The organism is Natrinema limicola JCM 13563, from assembly GCF_000337475.1.
Taxonomy (GTDB): Archaea; Halobacteriota; Halobacteria; order Halobacteriales; family Natrialbaceae; genus Natrinema; species Natrinema limicola.
Map to the genome: position 1 here is coordinate 23,879 of NZ_AOIT01000033.1, position 17,354 is coordinate 41,232.

Below are 17,354 nucleotides of genomic sequence, written 5' to 3' on the forward strand. Positions count from 1 at the left end.
CACCGTTCAGTAGTCGATAGCCGTAATCTCCTCGACGGGCCACTGACTGAGGATCTCGACGCCGTTCTCGCGGACGACGACCATCTCCTCGACGCGGACGCCCTGGCGGTCGGCCGGCTGCATCGTCTCGACGGCCATCGTCATGCCCTCCTCGATCTCGATGGGATGGTCCGGCGAGAGGCCCCGCCAGATGAGTGGCTCCTCGTAGAGTTGGAGCCCCAGGCCGTGGGCCCAGTGGTTGGTCGTCATCTGCCAGAAGTCGTCGGCGTCGTACCAGTCCATGTGTTCGCCCTCTTCGTCCGGGAAGCCCTTGCAGATCTCGTCGGTGGTCGCCCCGGGCTCGATGCGCTCTAACACGTCGTAGAGGTCGTCGCGGGCCTTCTCGTAGGCGTCCTGCTGGGCCTGCGTGGGCTCGCCCATGGAGAACGTGCGGTAGTAACAGGAGCGATAGCCAAGGTAGCCGATGTTGTAGAAGTCGGCGTAGACGAGGTCGCCGGGCCGGATCATGCGGTCGGTCGTGTTGGCCTGGTGTTTCGGCCACGTATTCGGGCCGGAGGTGACGTAGCCGCCCTGGGCCATCGCGCCGTGACGCCAGAGTTCGTTGACCGCATCGCCCCAGACCTCGGACTCGCGTTTGCCGGGTTTCGCGCTCTCGGTGATGGCCTGGAAGCCCGCCTCACAGATGGCTGCGACCTGTCGGAGACACTCGATCTCGTCGCGCGTCTTGACCTTGCGAGCGTCAAGCATGATGTCCGTCGCTGCGTCAGTGTCGACGTCGACGCCGCGGTCCTCGAACTTCTCGACGAGTGCGCCGTTAGCCACGTCGATGCCCATCGGTTCTTTAGCGACGCCGTACTCCTCCATGGCCTCGTAGACCGTCTCGGCCATCTTGTCCTTGAGCCAGCGTCGCGCCGAGGCGCTCCCCGAGGCCCGGGGAACGTTCCCGAGGCCGGGACAGGCGTACCGGATGTCGTCGAGCCAGGGGCAGTTGAACCGCTGGTTCGAGGCGTGATCGGCCGTGTCCCAGTGGACGACATCGCCGTCTTCCGTGAGCAGCGTGTAGTGGTCCGCGCCGCTGCCGCCGGTCATCGCGAGCCCGGTCACGTAGCGGACGTTCGGGTCGTTGATGAGCAACATCGACCCCAACTCCGAGTCCTGGAGTCGCTCGAGCGCTCGCTCCTTGCGCTCGCGTCGCATGCGCTGGACGTCGATGCGCTCTTCCCAGTCGACAGCCATGGTTCCACGCGTTCCTTCCATGAAGTCGCGCTCGTACATCACATCAACGTACACAGAGGGGGCTAATCAAACTCCGGATTTGATGGTGACAGCTGACACACCCCACCGGTCGATTCGCTGTGCTGGCAGCGTGTACCCACCCGAGCCTATAACTGCCTGCCGCGACCACTGGTGGCTATGTCCCACGAGACGCCGATTCGCGTCGACCACACCGGCATCGCCGTCGAATCGATCGCCGACGCCGAACCGATCCTGTTCGCGCTCGGCTGTCGGAAGCTCATCGAGGAGTCCGTCGAGGGCCGCTTCCGCTGGGCCCAGTACGACTTCGGGATGGACGCCTCGCGACTGGAACTCATCGAACCCGAGGCCGACGACACTTTCCTGACCGAGTACCTCGACGAGCACGGTCCCGGACTCCACCACATCACCTTCGAGGTCGCGGACATCGCGGCCGTCGCCGCGGCGCTCGAGGACGCCGGCTATCGGGTCGTCGAGTACGAAGAATACGACGACTGGACGGAGGCGTTCATTCCCCCGTCGAACCCGACGGGGGCGCTGTTCCAGCTGTTCGAGTACCACGAGGGGTACGGCGAGGACCGCCCGCCGGCCGACGCGCTCTACGTCGACGGCCAGCGGTTATAGTAGCCACTGAGAGTCAATGCACACCCGATCGCACAGTCGTCGTGCGATCGGTGTGTAAATCGTTTCAGTTGTTACTATAGAAGAAGCCTGAAAAACCGATCAGACCGGCTCGAGCCCGTTCTCCTCGCGGAGCGTGTTGATGTACTCGCGGAACCCGTTCTCGAGGTCGTATTCGACCTCGTAGCCGAGGTCCTCCTGTGCGGCGGTCATGTCGAGGTTCTGGGTCCACGGGAGTTCGCCGTCGTCGGAGACGTCGAGGTCGGCGTCCGGGATGATCTCGCGGACGGTATCGGCGGCCTCGCGGATGGTAGCGAGTTCCCCGCGGACGTTGTAGATCCGCTGGCTGAGGTCCTCGTCGGGGGTAAAGGCCGCCTTCCGGAACGCCTGGGCGATGTCGCGGGCGTGTTGCCAGTCGATGACCTGGTCGCCGTATTCGACGCTGAACGACTCCTCGAGGGCCGGTTTCTCGACGATGTTCGCGAGGAACGCCGAGCCGCCGGTCTCCCGGTAGGGGCCGTACGCGACGGTCGGGCGCAGGCCGACGTGGGAGACGTCGTAGTCCTCGTAGTAGACCCGAGCCTGGTGTTCGTTGTACTCTTTGGTCGCTCCGTAGAGCGTGTCGGGGTAGACGAGTTCGTCCTCGTCGACGTACTCGCCCTCGTAGTTGTGCGGCGGCGCGTACACGGCGGCGCTCGACGCCCAGGCGACGCGTTCGACCTGATCGTCGAGCGTACGGGCGGCTTCCAGGACGTTGTTCGTACCCGTGACGTTCACGTCGAGGGCCGCACGCGGGTTGTCGCGGGCAGTGTTGGTCAGCAGCGCTGCCAGGTGAATGATGTGTGTCGTTCCGGTCTCTTTGACTGCGCGGATGACGTCTGTCGGCTCCGAGACGTCGCCCCGCCGAATGGTCACGTCGTCGGCGACGCCGAGTTTGTCCAGAATGCGGTCGTCCGTCGACAGGTCGTAGGCGACGACGTCGTGTCCCGCATCGACCAAGTCCTCGACGACGTACGAGCCGAGGAAGCCAGTACCACCAGTGACGAGTACAGTTGACTCTGTCATCGTATACCAACGACGTGACGGAGCAACACAAAAAAGTTTGTTATTACTACCGTCCCGCCGACACGTCTACCACCAGGTATTTTGAGACCCACGATGTACGTCACGTCATGGCACGGCGACAGTTAGATCCAGACGGGCTCATCGACGCCTCGAGCATCGGCTACAGCCACGGCATCGTCGCGGACGGCACACTCTACATGTCCGGGCAAGTCGGCTGGGACGAGTCGTTCGAACTTGCCGGCGAGGACGTCACAGCACAGACACGCCAAGCATTCGCGAACGTCGAGATGCTCCTCGAGGACGTCGATCGATCGCTGGCCGACGTGACGAAAGTGACCGCGCACGTCGTCGACCTCCAAGCGAACCGGGACGCGTTCTTCGAGGTGTGGAACGACGTGCTCAGCGAGCCGCCGTTCCCGTGTCTCACGCTGCTCGGTCCACAGCAACTCGCACAGGACGGGTTATTCGTCGAACTCGAGGTCGAAGTCCCGATCGACGAGTAGCCGCCGACTATTCGTGGAGGCCGCCGACCTGTTCGTAGAACGACGATTGGAGAGACTCGACCATTTCCTCTTCGCGATCAATGCGCGCGTCGATGACGAACGGGACATCGGCGTTCGTCCCGGTCTCGAGCGCGTCGGCGAGTTCGTCGGGCGTCACTGCACGCGTCGCCTCGGCCCCGAACGCTTCAGCAGCCTTGACGAAGTCGGTATCGTGGAACTCGACGCCGGCGATGTCGCCCTCGTCGTCTTGCATCTGCCGGACCATGCCCAGACTCGTATCGTTCAAGACGACGAACGTCGGCGCCACGCCGTGTTCGACGGCCGTCTCGACGCTGGTCATTGTCATGGCGAAGCCGCCGTCGCCAGCGACGCCGATGACGTCCTTGTCCGTCGTGATCGCCGCCGAAACGGCTGCCGGCGTAGCCCAGCCCATGCTCCCGACGCCGCCGCTGCCGTAGTAGGTCCCCGTGTCGGGGGTCTGCAGGTAGTTCAGGAGCCAGAAGCGGTTGTTCCCGGAGTCGGCTGTGATGATGGTGTCCGCGTCGACGACGGCTTCGATCTCTTTGACCGCGCGCTGGGGCTTGATTGGTGAGGCATTCGACTTACACTTCGGATCGGAGAACGATTCCCGTGCCTCGGCCGCCCGGTCGCGTGCCCAGTCGTTGACCACGTCGTCGGGTAGTGCATCCGCGAGGTCGGCGAGGCTCTGCGTAGCATCGCCGATGAGTGCGACGTCAGCAGGGTAGACCCATCCGGCGTTGCGGGTGTCGATGTCGGCGTGGATGATCGTCTGTTCGTCCGGTCGGATGAAACCGGGTGCCTGCCAGTTCGTGTCCATCGGGTTGAGTCGGGACCCGACGACAAGCAGTACGTCAGCCTCGCTGACAACTTGATTCGCTCCTTCGTGGCCGAACGAGCCAATGACGCCCGCGGCCTGCTCGTGAATCTCGGGAAACGTGGATTTTCCGAGATAGGAGGTAGTGACGACGGCGTCGGTGGCCTCGGCGACTGCCATCAGTTCGTCGTACGCGCCAGCCGAGTGGACGCCGTTGCCGGCGATGATGACCGGGCGCTCGGCGGCCATCAGTTCATCCACAGCCGTCGCGAGGTCATCAGCGTCGGGACGTGCCTCCCAGTTTTGTACCTGGTCGTGGCCGTCCCAGACAGGTGGCACTGGATCGTCGGGCATCTCATCGGAAACGGCGTCACCGTCAAGAATGACGGCAGTGGGGCCGGAGCGGCCAGCCGTCGCGTGTTTGAATGCCAGCTGGAGGCTGCGAATGGTTTCCGTTGGCGACCGAGGGAACCAGTGTTCCTTGGTGTACGCCTCGAGCGCTGAGGGGAGATCTAGTCCTCCGTAGTCGCCCCGGGCCTGCTGGTAGGGCGCGAGCGTGGAGTAGTCGCCGCGCTCGCTGGCCTCCGTGATGACGACCATCGGCGAGGAGGCGAGTTTACCCTCCATTTGTCCGATGGCACCGAGACTGCCGATCCACGGTCCCTGCCCCGCGAGGACGCCGGGATTGCCCGTCATCCGCCCGTACATCTCCGCCATGATACTCGCCTCGCGCTCGTCACGTGGGCGAACCATGGTCACATCAGACTCCGGGATGAAATCGAGGATTTCGATGACCCGGCCGCCCGGATACCCGAACAGATACTCGACGTCCTGGGCGTCGAGCTCTTCGACGAGCCGTTCGCCCGTCTCAGTCATGGGTCTCGTCGAGTTGCACAGTCTCGTCGACGACGAGCGTCGGCCCTGCCTCGAGGTCGATGAACTCCGCGGCGTCGGCTTGGACCTTCTGTCCGACCTCAGACTCGAAGGCCTGGTTGAGCGCTGTCATGTCGTCGAAGTAGAGCTCAAGGACGCCGTCGTACTCGACGGCATTCGGGTTCGTCGGGACAGACGTCGTGTACTTCCGGAGGCCCGGCAGATCCTTTGCGATCGCTGCGTGCTCGCCCTGCCAGCGCTCGGCGAACTCCTCGTGGCTGTACTCGTCCGTGCGGACGAGGAAGTCTACCATCTTAATCATGGTACTAGCTATCTCATATTCCACACTCTTTGGTTTAACGGTTACCGCTTCCCGCGCCAGCTCACGGGAATCGCTGAAGAGATGTCCAATCGGGTTCGACAGCTTGTTCGAATAGCTTGAACAGGCTTTAGTGAAATTAATTCGTTGAGTATCACATGTCACTCCCACCTGATGTCGACCGGCCCGTCGAAACCGTCGAACGAGCGATCGACATCATCGACTACCTCAAGGAGAACGGACCTGCAACGATCGCCGAGGTGACGGCCCATCTCGGCTGTGCCAAGAGCACTACCCATCGCCACCTGAAGACGCTCGAGGCGAGCAGCTTTCTCATCGAGGAAAACGACGAATATCGTCTCGGGATTCGGTTTTTGGACTACGGCGTCATCGCTCGAGACAGGCACACGTTCTATCGGGAAGTGAAATCGAAAGTTGATACTCTCGCCGACGAGACCGACGAGAAGATCTGGTGTGCCGTCGAGGAGCACGGGCGGAGCGTTCATATCTACGGCGCGCAGGGGAAACGCTCCGTGCGGACGTACGCTCGCCTGGGACATCAGAACTACCTCCACCAGCATGCCGCGGGGAAGGCGATACTGGCGTATCTGCCGGACGAGCGCATCGACGAGATCGTCGAGACGTACGGATTGCCAGCACGAACGCAACATACGATAACGACCGCGGACGAGCTCTGGGACGAGATCGAGGCCATTCGCGAGCGTGGGTACGCACTGAACATTGAGGAGTCCGTCGAAGGGCTCCACGCGATCGGGGCACCGATAAAAGATGAGAACGGGACTGCACTCGGCGCTATCAGCATCTCGGGGCCTGCGAATCGCCTCGACGGATCGTTCCTCCGGGAAGAACTCCCGACGCTACTGCTCGGGACAGTCAACGAAATCACGATTAACCTCGCACACGCCTGACGGACGACCGTCGCAAGACGGCTTCTCGAGGGTGTGACCCGGCCGCGTCTGTCGCCGCTCACCCAACTATCCGCCCGAACAGCGGTCACGAGACGGCCGGTTCGCCCGCGGACGCGTATCACATTACCGAACGAGTAATGATATATTCCGACAGGAGCTGGACAGGCTTCCTTCTTTTCTGTTCCCAATTCTGTTCACTTACAGTGAACACAAATTCCGGCGTACCGGAACGTACTTTGGTACTCAGTCAGCGATACCGTGTTTCCCGCGAATATCGGCCCTAGAAAGCCGGCTACGGCGACACAAACAATCTGTTACTACCTCAATTCATTCGATCTATTCGAATACGCGAATTTGCCAGCTCGACTTGAGAAATCGAGTTCATTGCCATTACAGAACTAGTTCTGTAATCAGTAGAAGAGCGTGGTACGACGCATCACCACAATGGGCTCGTTTCTGCTATGCCGACCAATGATCGCGGTGGATCAGAGCTGAGCGCCGGGTCGATATCCCGAAGTCAAGAAAAGGTCTCACGGTTCACGGCCGATATCTGTCTCGAGAAGCTCCAAAACCACTGATTCAATTATGATGAACGCAAATCCGGCCCCAACTGACTGGCAATGGCTCTCAAGGATCGGGCCGATGGCAAATCCACTCGCTGTCATGCGATTAAATCGAATATTCCGTGACCAGAACTGTGAACATCGACGTGCGAGCGTTCACTGTCGATGAACAACCATCATTGAACGAGAAATCGACGCTTAGCTGGTAGCGGCAGCAGATAGCCCTGTTCGACAATGAAAAATTGTTCGATAAGGGTGAACAGTTATGCTACTTGTTCACAGAGTACGATCGTGATCAGCTGCTCGGCCAGTCGGGCTCGCGATCCTCAAAGAAGGCGTCGATGCCCTCGTTCTTATCGTCGGTCGCGAATAGTTGTGCGAATAGTTCAGCCTCGTACTCGATGCCCTCCTCTAAGCCCATCCGCGAGGCGGCTTTGACGGACTTTTTCGCGAACTCGAGTGCGACCGGGCTCTTCTCGGCCATTGCTGCGGCGAGGTCGTAGACGCTGTCGTCGAACGTCTCGTCGGCGTGTACCTCGTCGACGAGGCCGATGTCTGCGGCTTCTTCGGCGTCGATGAGTTCACCGGATAGGATGAGCCGCATGGCGTGGCCTTCACCGACTAGTCGCGGGAGGCGCTGGGTGCCGCCACCGCCCGGCATGATACCGAGGTTGATCTCGGGTTGACCGATTTTCGCGTCCTCGTGGGCAATGCGGACATCGCACGCCTGGATGAGTTCGCAGCCCCCTCCCAGTGCATGGCCGTTAATCCGGGCGATGACCGGGATCGGACAGTCGTCGACGCGCTCGTAGACGCGCGGGCGCTTGCTCGCTTCACGTTGCTCTAGCATACCCCGTTCGCGCAGTTCCGTCACGTCCGCGCCCGCGACGAACGCGCCGGATTCCTCAGCACCCGTCAGGACGACGACGCGCACGTCGCTGTCCTCGACGGCGTCGAGAACGTCTTTGAGTTCCGACCGCAACTGTGCGTTGAGCGCATTGCGGGCGTCTGGTCGGCATAGTTCGATCGTCGCTACGTGCTCGATACGGTCACCGACGGTGGCGTTTACCGTCTCACACTCGGCGGCGGTCGCTTCGATCGACATCAGTCATCACCCCAGTCGCCGCTCGTGCCGACGATTTCGCCGTCCTCCCAGACATAGAATCCTTCACCGCTTTTCTTGCCAAGTTTGCCGGCTCGGACTTTCCGTTTTAACACCTGTGGGGGCTTGAATCGCTCGCCGAGTTCCTCACGGAGGTACTCGAGGATGTCCAGTCGAACGTCGAGCCCAACGACATCGCCGAGTTCGATCGGTCCCATCGGGTGGTTGTAGCCGAGTTCCATCGCGGTGTCGATGTCCCGCGGATCGGCGACGCCTTCCTCGACCATCCGCATCGCCTCGACACCGAGCGCGACACCCAGCCGCGAGGACGCGAAGCCGGGGGCGTCGGTCACTTCGACAGGTGTCTTATCGATGTCCTCAATGTACTCGTGGGCGAACTCGAGGGTCTCGTCGTCGGTCTGCTCGGCGACGACGATTTCGACGAGTTCCATGATGTGGACAGGATTGAAGAAGTGCAGTCCGATCACACGGCCGTCGTTCGCCGCCGCGCTCGCGATCTCCGTGATCGACAGCGAGGAGGTGTTCGTCGCGATGACCGTCTCGTCGTCGACCAGCTCTTCGACGTCCGCCATCGTCGACTTCTTGAGGTCTAAGTCCTCGGGAACGGCTTCGACGACGAGATCCGCGTCCGCGACGGCCTCCTCGAGGTCCGTCGTTCCCGAGAGGCGCTCGAGGGCGGCGTCGGCCTCCTCGCGGGTGACCTTGTCGCGTTCGATGCCGCCCTCGAGGTTGTCCTCGATCGACTTGAGGCCGTTCTCGACATATTCCGTCTCGATGTCCCGGACGATCACGTCGTGGCCAGCCATGGCGGTTACTTGTGCGATTCCGTGCCCCATAGTTCCAGCTCCAAGTACTGCGACTCGCATACACAAGCAATACCGTGGGTCCCTAAAAGCCGTTTCCGTTTCATACGTGTGAGTCCGATCCGGCGCACCCGCGATCCGTCTGTGGATGCCCCGGGGAATTCGTCACAACCTCCGTCTCAGAAGACGAGCGCGGGACCGAACTCGAGCACCCAGAGGGCGGCCATCCCGACGCCGATCGTCAACAGAATGTTCCCGCGCCACCACGCCACCGCGGCGGCGACGATACCGGCGGCCAGCCGGTCGTCTATGACCATCGCGGCGACATCTGGACTCGGCGTGACGAGTCCAGGGGCGACGAGTGCTGCGAGCACCGCCGGAGGGACGAACTTGAGAACGAGCTTGACACGCGGCGGAACCTGGTTGATTCGGCCGAACAAGTGGATAAAGGAGAGCCGGATGAGATAGGTCGCGACGGCGATCACAAGGATAATGACCCAGATACCGAGCGTGGAGAACTCGCTCATCGGTCCATCGCCTCCTCAGTGGTCACGCCGGCGGCGATCCCGACGGCTGCGGCGATGAGGAGGTCGAGTCCCGCCGGCAGTCCGAACTCGGCGACGGCGTACGCCGCGGCGATCGCGACGATGGCGCTGGCGAGGGCGGATACGACCTGCGGGAGATCCTCGATTGCCGGGACCAGGATCGCGAGGAAGACTAGCGGAATCGCGAACATGAGGTTCAGCGACTCCGGAATGCCGGCACCGAGGACGAAGCCAACGATCGTCGTGGCGACCCAGACGACCCAGATACTCACGCCGAGCCCGAGGTAGTACAGCCGCTTGTCACGGCTTCGGGCTTCCGCGGCGTACTCGGCGATGGACATCGCGTAGACGTGATCGGTGAGGAAGTATGCGAGATACGCCCGCGTTCGCTTCCCGTAGTCGGTAAAGTGTGGCGCGATCGACGCTGAGTACATGAGCATCCGCAAGTTGACGACGATTCCAGTGATGACGATGATGGTGAGCCCTGCGTTCGCACCGATCAACTCGACGGTGACGAGCTGTGCGGTGCCCGCAAAGATACCCGCGGACATCATCGTCGTCTGGGCAACCGACAGTCCCGCACCGTCAGCGGCGATCCCGAAGACGAGCGCGAACGGGACGACCCCAAGCAGGATTCCAATGGAGTCGCGCGCTCCCGCGCTAAAATCTTCGTTCATGGAGTATCTAGTTGGGTGACCGTGGCGTTGTGGGGGGTTGTTCGAGGGCTGTACGATCGTTGGATCGACGGGGATGACGGACCCATCGATGCGGTATCTGGCGCTAACATGTTGAGATCGACATAAGTCCCGACGAAGCGGGAACGCGACACCACAGACGATCCGGCGACTGCGATCTCGACAGTGATCGGGCTGGACATGCCCGTCTCGTCCTCCGCTGAACGATCGCAGGCATCCGGAGGTCTGTGTGGTGATCATGATCGAGTCACTGCCGTGCAATGGACATTGCCTACTCTTCCTTTCCATGTCTGACTCAAAACAATGTCGAACGTTCACGATCAAGTGCTGGTATCGAGTACCACGTCTGAGCCGCCAGTCGTCCGATCCCGACGCAGTCGAGAGCCGAAGGCTTAAACCCCGAACCGTTCGACCTACAGCGTGATGACACAAGCCAATGCTGTAATTGTCGATGCAGTCCGAACACCGCAGGCGAAAAAGGACGGCGCGCTCGCTGGCCTGTATCCCGAAGACCTTGTCACGGCGATCCTTGACGCGCTCGTCGAGCGTACGGGAATCCAAGCAACAGCCTGGGAGGACTTCCGGCTCGGCTGTGCAAACCAGGAGGAGGAACAGGGTCGAAACCTTGCCCGGCAGTCGTTGCTCGCGGGCGGGTTCCCAGAGACCATTCCTGGCTCGACCACCACGCGCCTCTGTGGCTCCTCGCTGAGCACGCTCAACGACGCCGCCCGCGCCATTGAGGCCGGTGACGGTGCCGTCTATCCCGTTGCCGGCGTCGAGCAGATGAGTCGAGTTCCCTTCTCGGACTGGCTCCACCCGGCGATCGAGGAGCGCTACGACGCCGACCGACTGCCGATGGGGCAGACCGCCGAGACCATCGCCCGCAGGCACGACGTGAGCCGTACCGATCAAGACGAGTTCGCCCTCCGATCGCACGAGCGGGCGACCGAGGCAGTCGAAAGTGGCCGATTCGACGACGAAATCGTCCCCGTCGACACCGACGACGGCCTCGTAGAGACTGACGAGACGCCGCGGCCGAACACGACACTCGAGAAACTAGGCGAACTCCCGACCGTCTTCCGCGACGACGACCAGGCGTCGGTCACGCCGGGCAACGCCTCGCCGCTGACCGACGGCGCTGCTGGCCTGCTCGTCACGAGCGAGTCCTACGCCGAGGACCACGGACTCGAGCCGCTTGCCCGGGTCAAAACCCGCGCCGTCGTCGGCGTCGATCCGCTCGTCATGGGGAAAGGGCCAATCCCTGCGACGCGTGCTGCACTCGAGGACGCCGAGCTCACGATCGACGACATTGACCTCGTTGAACTCAACGAGGCGTTTGCTGCACAGAGCGTCCACTGTGTCCGCGAACTCGGAATACCTGACGAGAAAGTGAACGTCAATGGCGGGGCGATCGCGCTGGGCCACCCGCTTGGCTGTTCGGGTGCACGGATCTCGACGACGCTGCTTCATGAGATGGAAAAACAGGACGCCACATACGGGCTCGCGACGATGTGTGTCGGCTTCGGACAGGGTGTGGCGACAATTTTCGAACGGCCCTAAGATCGTTACCGTTTCGCGCCGGTGAGTTGGGCCTTGAAGCCGTAGCGGATGACGTCTTCTTGTGTGTAGATGCGCCGGATCGTAGTTTCGACGTCGTCGCCGACATCGACGACTTCGTCGCCGCCGATCAGGACCTGCGTTGGCGCGCTGACTGTTTGCTCGCCATCAGGCCCGTCGAACGCCACCACGGCGCTGACGAACGCCCCGCTCTTGGACTGCTGCTCGACGAACTCGGGTGGGGCACCGCCCTGTTCGATCTGGGTCACCGCCTCGACAGTACCGGTTCCCGACAGTTCGACGGTCTCGTATTCGTCAGGGACCTCGTTGCAGTCGTAACACGCCCCGTCTGGCGGGAAGTTCAAGCCGTTGCAGTTCGGACACCGCCCGGCCACCAGTCGGTGACGCTGGGAGATCGTCCGCTGCCATGAGGGGACGCTCACGTACGCGCCGCCGCCTTCGGGCTCGTCGCTGGTAATCTCGCCGCGCCGCCGGAGGTACTCGGCATACGACAGGTCAGTATCTCCCTCGAGCGATGTGGCGACGGGGACGGCCCCGTCAATGAGCAAGGCGTTTGCGCCCGCACCGCTTCCGTAGGCCGCGATGAGGAGCCGCTCGGCACCCTCTTCAAAGGCCGTCGCGGCACTGAGGAACACGCTCGCTGCACCGGTGTCGCCGAGCGTGCTCACTGTCTCCGCGGCCGAGATCTCGGTGACGCTGACGCCCAGCGCATCGGTCGCGCGATACGGCAGTTTTCCGTCAGGTGACTGGACTGCTGCCGCGTCGACGTCGAGGGGTTCCTCGAGGTCGCTCGTGGCACCGCCGAGTGTCGTGGTAAACGCGTCCCGGTCGTACTGTGTGACGCCCAGTCCGGTCGTCTCGTCGTCGCCGGTCGTCCGGAACCGCGTTCCGGGGTAGGGCTCGACGTGGGAAGCACGGTCGACGATCGTTCCGGGTCCGTCAGCCTCGAGGACGAACGCGGCCGCGCCGGCACCGGCGGCGTGCCCGCGTTCGCTGTCGGGTTCGCCGCGCGGACAGTCGCTGGCGATGACGAGTGCGACCTCGTCGCCCCACGGTCCTGCGTCGAGAGCGGCGTCGAGTGCCTGCGCGCTGGCGCGGGTACTGCCTGTCACCGTCCGGGTGGTCACGTCCTCAGGCGCGCCGAGCATGCTCGCCAGCCGCGCGGTGAGGTCCTCCTCGGCCATCGGTGGCGTCGTCGTCCCCAGCGCCAGATGTGTGACGGCGGATCCGTCCCGGCCGGCGGCAGCGAGTGCCCGCTCGGCTGCTTCGACGGCCATCGTCAGCGCGTCCTCGTCGGCTTCGGGGACTGCCTTCCGCTCGATACCGGACGCCTGGAACTGGCCCCAAGCGTCGGCGATCTCGTCGGCGTCGATCCGCAGCCGCGGGGCGTAGGCACCGACCGCTGCGATGGAGACGTCGGTCATTGTGCCACCTCCCGTTCGAGAACGTGCACAACGGCTGCACCGCCACTGCCTCCAACATTGTGTGTCAGGCCGTACTGCGGGTCATCGATCTGTCGATCACCGGCCTTGCCACTCAGTTGCTTGAACGCCTCGGCGACCTGGCCCGCACCCGTCGCGCCGATAGGGTGGCCCTTGGACTTCAGGCCGCCTGACGCGTTGACCGGGAGCTCACCGTCCAGTTCCGTGACGCCGTCCTCGAGCAATTGGTGAGCCTCTCCGCGCTCGCAAAAGCCGAGGTCTTCGTAGGCGAGTAGTTCCGCGATTGCAAAGCAGTCGTGGATCTCCGCGAAGTCGACATCGTCGGGCGTGATACCCGCTTCGTCGTAGGCCTGCTCGCCGGCTTTCTTTGAGGAGGCGATTCCCGTGTAGTCGTCGCGCTGGAAGAGACCGACCCGTTCGCTGGCGGCACCGACGCCCGCAACGCGGATCGGATCGTCTGTATACTCATCGACGACATCCTCGCTCGCGATCAACACGGCGGCCGCGCCGTCGGAGGTCGGACAGCAGTGATAGAGGTTCAGCGGGTCGGCAACCGTCGGCGCACCGACCGCGTCGTCGAGCGAACACTCGAAGCCCAGATGGGCCTTCGGATTTTTTGCGCCGTTTTCGTGGTTTTTGACCGCAACCATCGAGAGGTGTTCCTGCGTCGCCTCGTATTGGTCTAAGTACGTACTGGCCATCTGGGCGTAGACGCCCGCGAAGGTCGTCCCCGTCAGGCGCTCCCACTCTGTCTCGCCGCTGACGCCGAGCCAGTACTTCGTCACGTCGCTGCTCATGTCGGTCATGATTTCGACACCGCCGGCCAGCGCCACGTCGGCCATCCCGCTTTTGACCGCCTGCACTGCCTGCCGAACCGAGTACCCCGACGCCGCACAGGCGTTCTCGATGCGCGAACTCGGGATTCCGTGTAAGCCAGCATGTTCGGTCGCCGCCGGCCCCGACAGCCCCAGTTGGCGACCGCCGACGCCGAGCGAGCCGATAACGGCTTCGTCGATGTCGTCTCTCTCGAGTCCATATGGTACGCTGTCGACGGCCGTCTCAAGGGCCGCGGAAAACAGCGAGCGATAACTCTCGTCGGGCATCGTACCGAACGGTGTTTGCCCTGCTCCGATGACGTAGGCATCCCGCATACGCTTCGAGTTGCCGATGTGTAGAGAAATAGCTTTTCCTCCACGCGTGGAGACACTGTGTTCCCAGTTATGGTAGTTGGATAGCGATTTGCCGTCAGACCGATTTCGTAGCAGTCTCATGAATGGTCTCTCAATGGTGAATCAAGTGTGTCGCTGGGGGTTAGCGGATCGCTGGAATCGATAGATTCCACGATCCGCACCGAGAACAGTACGCATCTCCGCCAGCAACTCGTCGTCAAAGAGCTTGAGAACCGACTTCTTCGTCGTCAGATCACTGCAAAACAACAGCAGATCGAACAACTTGAGGCTCGCCTCAAGCGGTACGAAAACCCAAACACACCTCCCAGTAAGCAGGGTGGCGTGGCTGGATCACCTGGCAACGATGACAGCGACGAGGAAGAGAACGAAGACCAAGGGGACGACGCTGGCGGCGACGCTGACGCCGCCAGCGGCTCCTCTCCAGGACGTGACGAAGGTCACGAAGGAACAACTCGACCGCCTCCGGAACCAGAGGAAACTATTCGAGTCGATCAGGGATATTGCCCAGACTGTGAGCAAATCCTCTCTAACCCGGATAGCTACATCTCACGGACGATTATCGACATACCTCTCCCTATTCCAACCACTGTCATCGAGTACGAACTCGGCAAACACCGCTGTTCCTGTGGAAACGAAGTCGTTGCTGAACATCCAGACTGCCCGGAAACCGGGCGGTTTGGGCCAAATATCATGGCCCAAACCGCCCTCGGTAGGTTCCATCAGCGACTTCCAAACCGTAAACAGGCGGAGCTGTTTGACTGGGAACTCGATACACCCATCTCTCATCGGACGATCTACAACCTGACCAAGCGGGTCGCAGACCGGCTGCGACCCGCGTATGACGATGTCAAAGCCCGTATTCAGGAAAGTGACGTCGTCTACTGTGATGAAACGGGATTTCCTGTTGACGGAGAGCAACACTGGGCGTGGACGTTCGTTACTGACGAAGAAGTGCTGTTCTGGGTTGATGAGAGTCGTGGAAGCCAGGTGTTAGAGGACGTCCTCGGCGAGGACTTCGCCGAGGACTCGACGCTCAGCTGTGACGGTTGGTCAGCGTATCCGAGCTATCACACGAAGCTCCAGCGGTGCTGGGCACATCTGTTGCGGGAGGCGGAGTACGTTGCTGAACGGTACGAGGAAGCAGAGAGGTTGTCTGAGGAGTTACACGCTCTCCACGACGATTTAACGGCGTTCGACGAGGAGGAACCGTCCGCCTCCGCCCGCGAGCAAAAGCGGGCGGAGGCGTCGTTACATCTGGAAGGCCTGATCAGGGAAGACTACGAGGCACAGGAGGTCAAGAAGCTGATCGAGAAGATCAGGAACGGGTTAGGGCACTGGCTGACGTTCGTTACAGAGCCAGACGTCGATTCGACGAATAATCGCGCAGAGCGCGCTCTGCGCGAGCAAGTTGTGCTGCGGAAGATGTTCCGGACCCTCCGCTCAGCCGAAGGGGTCCAGATTCACGAGACGATCACGACCATGTTAGCCACATGGAAACGACGAGGACTTGATCCGCCTGAACAGCTCCAGTCCATCCTCGGTGGGCAAGAACTCAGATTAGGATGAGAGGCATCACTGGCCGGTGAATCCTGGTCACGCTATCCAACTACCAGTTATGTTCGTAAGTCGAATTTCCTATCCAAATGATCAAAAACTACCACTCGAACCTGACGGATCATACCCGAATGATTTTTCATGGTAGTATTCTAATCGGCGCATGAAGTATGGTGTATGCACCTGTAGAGAGCGAAGACCGCGAAGAACTCCGTGCAATTCAGGAAGAACGCCTCCACGAAACAGTCGAACACGCGTACGAAAACGTCCCGTTCTACCGCGAGCAACTCGAGGAAGCTGGCGTTGAACCGAGTGACATCGAGAGTCTCGAAGACATCGCGAAGCTCCCGATGACGACCAAGGAGGACTTCCGCGATGAGTATCCCGACGGCCTGTTCGCCGTCGACGACGAGGAAATCACGCGGCTCCATGCGTCGTCCGGGACGACCGGCAAGCCAAAGATCGTCTCCTACTCCGACGACGATCTCGATGTTTGGAGCGAAGTCGTTGCCCGGTCGCTGAAGGCAGGCGGCGTAAACCCGGGCGACACCGTCCAGAACGCCTACGGCTACGGTCTGTTCACGGGTGGCCTTGGCCTCCACTACGGTGTCGAAGAACTCGGCGCGACGGTCATCCCCATCGGGAGTGGCGGAACACAGCGTCAGGTCGAACTGATGACCGACCTCGAGAGCGACGCATTCTCGTGTACGCCCTCCTACGCGCTGTACCTCGCCGAGACGGCAGAGGAGATGGGTTACGATCCACAAGAGCTCCCGATCTCGACGATTATCTTCGGCGCTGAGCCGTGTACCGAACCGATGCGCGAGGAGATCGAGGAGCGACTCGACGTGAACGGCATCGACATCTACGGGCTATCGGAGATCATTGGTCCAGGTGTCTCCAACGAGTGCCACGAGGCTCAGGACGGCCTGCACATCTGGGAAGACCACTTCTATCCGGAAGTCGTTGACCCGCAGACGGGCGAACCCGTCGAAGAAGGCGAAGAGGGCGAACTCGTGTTGACCACGCTCACGAAAGAGGCGTTGCCGGTGCTACGCTACCGGACGGGTGACCTCACGACGCTGAACTACGACAAATGTGAGTGCGGCCGGACCATGGTCCGCATGGACAACGTCACCGGTCGTGCAGACGATCTCCTCATCGTTCGGGGTGTCAACCTCTACCCGAGCGAGATCGAACACGTCGTCCTCGAGATCGACGGCGTCGCCCCACACTATCGCATCGATCTCCACAAAAAGGGCACTCTCGATGTCATGGAACTCACCATCGAAAAAGCCGAGGAGTTCGACGGCGACGACAAGGAACTCCAGAAACAAATCATGACACGCCTGGAGAACGTCCTTCAATTCACACCAGACGAACTCGAACTCGTCGACCACGGCGGCATCGCTCGAACCGAGGTCGGCAAGGTCCAGCGCGTCTACGACCACCGCGAGTAACG

At 61.7% G+C, this 17,354-nt stretch carries 16 protein-coding genes; 6 read left to right on the forward strand and 10 right to left on the reverse strand.

Annotation, left to right across the window (positions count from 1 at the left end):
• Positions 1-6 precede the first annotated feature (6 nt).
• On the reverse strand, positions 7-1,275 hold the full coding sequence (locus C476_RS08010; RefSeq protein WP_008011703.1) for a M24 family metallopeptidase: 1,269 nt from the start codon (positions 1,273-1,275) through the stop codon (positions 7-9).
• 138 nt (positions 1,276-1,413) lie between these two features.
• On the opposite strand from C476_RS08010, the gene C476_RS08015 reads away from it, so the two are divergent.
• A complete protein-coding gene (locus tag C476_RS08015; protein WP_008011704.1) occupies positions 1,414-1,878 on the forward strand; it encodes a VOC family protein in 465 nt (154 codons plus the stop codon).
• A gap of 99 nt (positions 1,879-1,977) precedes the next feature.
• Here the strand turns inward: C476_RS08015 and C476_RS08020 are convergent, their stop codons facing one another.
• Entirely contained in the window at positions 1,978-2,940 is a 963-nt protein-coding gene (locus C476_RS08020; protein ID WP_008011705.1) for an NAD-dependent epimerase/dehydratase family protein, read from the reverse strand.
• 107 nt (positions 2,941-3,047) lie between these two features.
• Here C476_RS08020 and C476_RS08025 point away from each other — a divergent pair, with 107 nt between their 5' ends.
• A complete protein-coding gene (locus tag C476_RS08025; RefSeq protein WP_008011706.1) occupies positions 3,048-3,443 on the forward strand; it encodes a RidA family protein in 396 nt (131 codons plus the stop codon).
• A 7-nt stretch (positions 3,444-3,450) separates the two neighbouring features.
• Here C476_RS08025 and C476_RS08030 read toward each other — a convergent pair whose 3' ends face one another.
• Both C476_RS08030 and C476_RS08035 read right to left on the reverse strand, forming a co-directional pair.
• A complete protein-coding gene (locus tag C476_RS08030; protein ID WP_008011707.1) occupies positions 3,451-5,154 on the reverse strand; it encodes a thiamine pyrophosphate-binding protein in 1,704 nt (567 codons plus the stop codon).
• Entirely contained in the window at positions 5,147-5,473 is a 327-nt protein-coding gene (locus C476_RS08035; RefSeq protein ID WP_049911662.1) for an EthD family reductase, read from the reverse strand. The genes C476_RS08030 and C476_RS08035 overlap by 8 nt, the downstream gene beginning before the upstream one ends.
• 155 nt (positions 5,474-5,628) lie before the next feature.
• Between C476_RS08035 and C476_RS08040 the strand changes: the two genes are divergently transcribed.
• The gene (locus C476_RS08040; protein WP_008011712.1) at positions 5,629-6,399 is read left to right on the forward strand and encodes an IclR family transcriptional regulator; all 771 of its coding nucleotides are present in this window, start codon (positions 5,629-5,631) and stop codon (positions 6,397-6,399) included.
• Positions 6,400-7,257: 858 nt separating this feature from the next.
• Here C476_RS08040 and C476_RS08045 read toward each other — a convergent pair.
• From C476_RS08045 to C476_RS08060, 4 genes are all read right to left on the reverse strand, one after another.
• Positions 7,258-8,067: an enoyl-CoA hydratase/isomerase family protein gene (locus C476_RS08045; RefSeq protein WP_008011714.1), complete on the reverse strand. Its 810-nt coding sequence runs from the start codon at positions 8,065-8,067 to the stop codon at positions 7,258-7,260.
• Complete coding sequence (locus tag C476_RS08050) at positions 8,067-8,951, reverse strand: 3-hydroxyacyl-CoA dehydrogenase family protein (RefSeq protein ID WP_008011717.1); 885 nt, start codon at positions 8,949-8,951, stop codon at positions 8,067-8,069. Before C476_RS08050 ends, C476_RS08045 begins: the two co-directional genes overlap by 1 nt.
• Positions 8,952-9,067: 116 nt before the next feature.
• Positions 9,068-9,415 carry an AzlD domain-containing protein gene (locus tag C476_RS08055; RefSeq protein WP_008011719.1) on the reverse strand — a complete coding sequence of 116 codons (348 nt, stop codon included), beginning with the start codon at positions 9,413-9,415 and terminating at the stop codon, positions 9,068-9,070.
• Positions 9,412-10,110, reverse strand: coding sequence for an AzlC family ABC transporter permease (locus C476_RS08060; protein ID WP_008011721.1), 699 nt, complete (start codon positions 10,108-10,110; stop codon positions 9,412-9,414). Before C476_RS08060 ends, C476_RS08055 begins: the two co-directional genes overlap by 4 nt.
• A gap of 441 nt (positions 10,111-10,551) precedes the next feature.
• Here C476_RS08060 and C476_RS08065 point away from each other — a divergent pair, with 441 nt between their 5' ends.
• Complete coding sequence (locus C476_RS08065) at positions 10,552-11,688, forward strand: thiolase family protein (protein ID WP_008011723.1); 1,137 nt, start codon at positions 10,552-10,554, stop codon at positions 11,686-11,688.
• Positions 11,689-11,693: 5 nt separating this feature from the next.
• On the opposite strand, the gene C476_RS08070 is transcribed toward C476_RS08065, so the two are convergent.
• Together C476_RS08070 and C476_RS08075 are read right to left on the reverse strand one after the other, a co-directional pair.
• Entirely contained in the window at positions 11,694-13,130 is a 1,437-nt protein-coding gene (locus C476_RS08070) for a zinc ribbon domain-containing protein (RefSeq protein WP_008011725.1), read from the reverse strand.
• Positions 13,127-14,299, reverse strand: a complete 1,173-nt coding sequence (locus C476_RS08075; RefSeq protein ID WP_008011727.1) for a thiolase domain-containing protein — start codon at positions 14,297-14,299, stop codon at positions 13,127-13,129. Before C476_RS08075 ends, C476_RS08070 begins: the two co-directional genes overlap by 4 nt.
• Positions 14,300-14,446: 147 nt before the next feature.
• Here C476_RS08075 and tnpC point away from each other — a divergent pair, with 147 nt between their 5' ends.
• Positions 14,447-15,904: an IS66 family transposase gene (gene tnpC, locus C476_RS17775; RefSeq protein ID WP_008011728.1), complete on the forward strand. Its 1,458-nt coding sequence runs from the start codon at positions 14,447-14,449 to the stop codon at positions 15,902-15,904.
• Between the two features lie 158 nt (positions 15,905-16,062).
• The gene (gene paaK, locus C476_RS08085; RefSeq protein WP_008011730.1) at positions 16,063-17,352 is read left to right on the forward strand and encodes a phenylacetate--CoA ligase PaaK; all 1,290 of its coding nucleotides are present in this window, start codon (positions 16,063-16,065) and stop codon (positions 17,350-17,352) included.
• Positions 17,353-17,354 lie beyond the last annotated feature (2 nt).

Excerpts from the sequence above, each read along its gene's own strand:
- C476_RS08050 (WP_008011717.1), bottom strand. The coding sequence starts at position 8,951 with ATGCGAGTCGCAGTACTTGGAGCTGGAACTATGGGGCACGGAATCGCA.
- C476_RS08010 (WP_008011703.1), bottom strand. The coding sequence starts at position 1,275 with ATGTACGAGCGCGACTTCATGGAAGGAACGCGTGGAACCATGGCTGTC.
- C476_RS08045 (WP_008011714.1), bottom strand. The coding sequence starts at position 8,067 with ATGTCGATCGAAGCGACCGCCGCCGAGTGTGAGACGGTAAACGCCACC.
- C476_RS08065 (WP_008011723.1), top strand. The coding sequence starts at position 10,552 with ATGACACAAGCCAATGCTGTAATTGTCGATGCAGTCCGAACACCGCAG.
- C476_RS08035 (WP_049911662.1), bottom strand. The coding sequence starts at position 5,473 with ATGATTAAGATGGTAGACTTCCTCGTCCGCACGGACGAGTACAGCCAC.
- C476_RS08075 (WP_008011727.1), bottom strand. The coding sequence starts at position 14,299 with ATGCGGGATGCCTACGTCATCGGAGCAGGGCAAACACCGTTCGGTACG.
- C476_RS08025 (WP_008011706.1), top strand. The coding sequence starts at position 3,048 with ATGGCACGGCGACAGTTAGATCCAGACGGGCTCATCGACGCCTCGAGC.
- C476_RS08030 (WP_008011707.1), bottom strand. The coding sequence starts at position 5,154 with ATGACTGAGACGGGCGAACGGCTCGTCGAAGAGCTCGACGCCCAGGAC.
- C476_RS08070 (WP_008011725.1), bottom strand. The coding sequence starts at position 13,130 with ATGACCGACGTCTCCATCGCAGCGGTCGGTGCCTACGCCCCGCGGCTG.
- C476_RS08055 (WP_008011719.1), bottom strand. The coding sequence starts at position 9,415 with ATGAGCGAGTTCTCCACGCTCGGTATCTGGGTCATTATCCTTGTGATC.
- C476_RS08020 (WP_008011705.1), bottom strand. The coding sequence starts at position 2,940 with ATGACAGAGTCAACTGTACTCGTCACTGGTGGTACTGGCTTCCTCGGC.
- paaK (WP_008011730.1), top strand. The coding sequence starts at position 16,063 with ATGGTGTATGCACCTGTAGAGAGCGAAGACCGCGAAGAACTCCGTGCA.
- C476_RS08015 (WP_008011704.1), top strand. The coding sequence starts at position 1,414 with ATGTCCCACGAGACGCCGATTCGCGTCGACCACACCGGCATCGCCGTC.
- C476_RS08040 (WP_008011712.1), top strand. The coding sequence starts at position 5,629 with ATGTCACTCCCACCTGATGTCGACCGGCCCGTCGAAACCGTCGAACGA.
- C476_RS08060 (WP_008011721.1), bottom strand. The coding sequence starts at position 10,110 with ATGAACGAAGATTTTAGCGCGGGAGCGCGCGACTCCATTGGAATCCTG.